The organism is Shewanella sp. 11B5, from assembly GCF_002836795.1.
In the GTDB taxonomy this organism is placed as follows: Bacteria; Pseudomonadota; Gammaproteobacteria; order Enterobacterales; family Shewanellaceae; genus Shewanella; species Shewanella frigidimarina.
In genome coordinates this window covers 1-2,573 of the sequence record NZ_PJAP01001035.1, presented here as the reverse complement: position 1 = coordinate 2,573, position 2,573 = coordinate 1, and the positions used below count along the sequence as shown (strand labels likewise).

Sequence of the window (2,573 nt, the reverse complement as noted above, 5' to 3'; positions counted from 1 at the left end):
AATGCATTGACGGCTTGATCTAAGTCAGCATCTGGCATTAATAGCATGTGATTTTTAGCTCCGCCCAATGCTTGCACGCGTTTACCGTGAGCAGAGGCGGTGCTGTAAATGTATTCGGCAATCGGGGTTGAGCCAACAAAACTAATTGCGTGAACATCGGGATGAGTTAATAAAGCATCAACAGCTTCTTTATCGCCATTAATCACGTTAAACACGCCATTTGGTAGGCCTGCTTGCGTCAGTAATTCGGCAATGAACATCACTGCGCTTGGATCTTTTTCAGACGGCTTCATGATAAAAGTATTACCGCAGGCTATTGCGATAGGGAACATCCACATTGGCACCATAACAGGAAAATTAAACGGTGAAATACCTGAGACGACACCCAACGATTGGTTAACAGACCATGAATCAACGCCACCACCCACTTGTTGAGTATGCTCACCTTTGAGTAAATGCGGGATGCCGCAAGCAAACTCAACAACTTCAAGTCCTCGGGTAATTTCACCTTTAGCATCATCTAACACTTTGCCATGTTCAAGAGTGATGAGTTGGGCCAATTTATCAATATTTTGCTCTACTAACGTTTTAAACTTGAATAATACCCGAGCACGGTTAAGTGGTGTCACTTGCGACCAAGTCTGATAAGCGTTTTTGGCAACCGCTACCGTTAAGCTCACTTCATCGTGACTCGCCAAAGATACTTGGCCACGCGTTTCCCCCGTAGCAGGATCATAAATGGTTTGATTACGTTGGCTGGCTGGGGTGTGTTGCCCATCGATAAAATGAGTGATGTTAAGCATGAACTGGATCCTTTTAAGCAAAATATGTATTTAGAAAACATTAACCAACAGCATTAATTGCATCGGTAATGTGATTAACCATGTCGTCGATTTGTGATTTTTCCACAATCAATGGCGGAGATAATGCAATAATGTCGGCCGTTGCCCGCACTAACGCGCCATGCCTAAAGCAATGATCAAAAATGTCATAACCTCGTTTACCCACGCCTTTATCACTTGGTGCCAGTTGAATACCTGCAACTAAACCGGTATTACGAATATCAATGACGTTTGGTAAGCCTTTAAGGCTGTGAACCGCTTGCTCGAAATAAGATTCAAGCCCTTTTGCGCGTTCAAATAATTGTTCATCTTCATATATAGACAGGGTAGCAAGTGCTGAGGCCGCCGCGACCGGATGACCGGAATAGGTATAACCATGGAAAAATTCTATTAATTCATCAGGACCATGCATACAGGTGTCGTGAATGGTATTGCTAACAAATACCGCGCCCATTGGAATTGCACCATTATTAATGGCTTTGGCTGTGGTGATCATGTCTGGGGTAACTTGCCAGCGCTCGCTGGCAAAGGCGGCACCGACTCGGCCAAAGCCTGTGATCACTTCATCGAATATTAATAAAATTCCGTGCTTTTGGGTGATTTCGCGTAACCGCTTTAAGTATCCATCTGGCGGTAAAATAACCCCAGCAGAACCAGACATTGGTTCAACAATGACCGCAGCAATGTTCTCGGCGCCATGTAAGGTAATAAGTTGCTCAAGCACTTCGGCTTTATCCAAACCGTGTGGCGGTAAGCCGCGGCTAAAAGCATTATTAGCAATATCGAGCGTGTGAGGTAAGTGATCAACACCTTGGAGTAATTGTTGGCTGAATGTTTTGCGATTATTGCTGATCCCACCAACTGAAATCCCGCCGAAACCGACACCATGGTAACCAAGCTCGCGGCCGATAAACCGAGTACGAGTGGCTTGGCCATTGGCGCGATGATAGCAAAGCGCCATTTTTAGGGCGGTGTCTACCGATTCTGAACCAGAATTAGTAAAAAATACCTTATCCAATCCGTCAGGGCTCAGCTGACTGAGCTTATGCGCTAATTCAAATGCGAGCGGATGGCCCATTTGAAAAGACGGTGCATAATCCATTTGGCTAATTTGTTGGCTTACCGCTTGGGAAATTTCTTGGCGGCCGTGGCCTGCATTACAACACCATAAACCGGCAGTAGCATCGAGTACTTTATTGCCTTCAATATCGGTGTAATACATTCCTTGTGCCGAAACCAACAGCCGAGGATTAGTCTTAAATTGCTTATTGGCAGTAAACGGCATCCAAAAATGTGCCATATTCGGCAATGTTTGCGATGAATCGCCAGTTCCATTTTGCTTATATTCGCTCATAAATTGACTCTACATTGATAGCTACAATTACTAGGGATTCATCTCAAATTGATTAAATAATGAGTGACGAATATTCGCTATGCTATGTCAAAAATAATGAACGTTAAAGTGTTTTGTGCATTTATTTAAACTAAATGTGCCTATTTTGTAAAATATATTGAAAATATCTTGCTGTTGAGCATAATCAGGTGACAATATTCATCAAGGTTATTGTGTCGATAATCCATTTTATGTGGCACACATTTTAGGTTTAGCACCTGCTTTTTAGCGTAGCTTGGTGCTTATCAATCCATTTATTATTTCGAGGTCACAATGAGTACTCCAACAAGTCGTAGCGATTGGGAAGCATTAGCAGCAAGTCTAAAAATTACTGGGCA

At 43.3% G+C, this 2,573-nt stretch carries 2 protein-coding genes; both read right to left on the bottom strand.

Going from position 1 to position 2,573, the window contains the following annotated elements; translation table 11 throughout:
* The coding region (locus tag CXF78_RS19955) for an aldehyde dehydrogenase family protein (protein ID WP_145991584.1) at positions 1–803 on the bottom strand (803 nt) is incomplete at its 3' end.
* Between the two features lie 40 nt (positions 804–843).
* On the bottom strand, positions 844–2,196 hold the full coding sequence (locus CXF78_RS19950; protein ID WP_102037738.1) for an omega-aminotransferase AptA: 1,353 nt from the start codon (positions 2,194–2,196) through the stop codon (positions 844–846).
* Positions 2,197–2,573 lie beyond the last annotated feature (377 nt).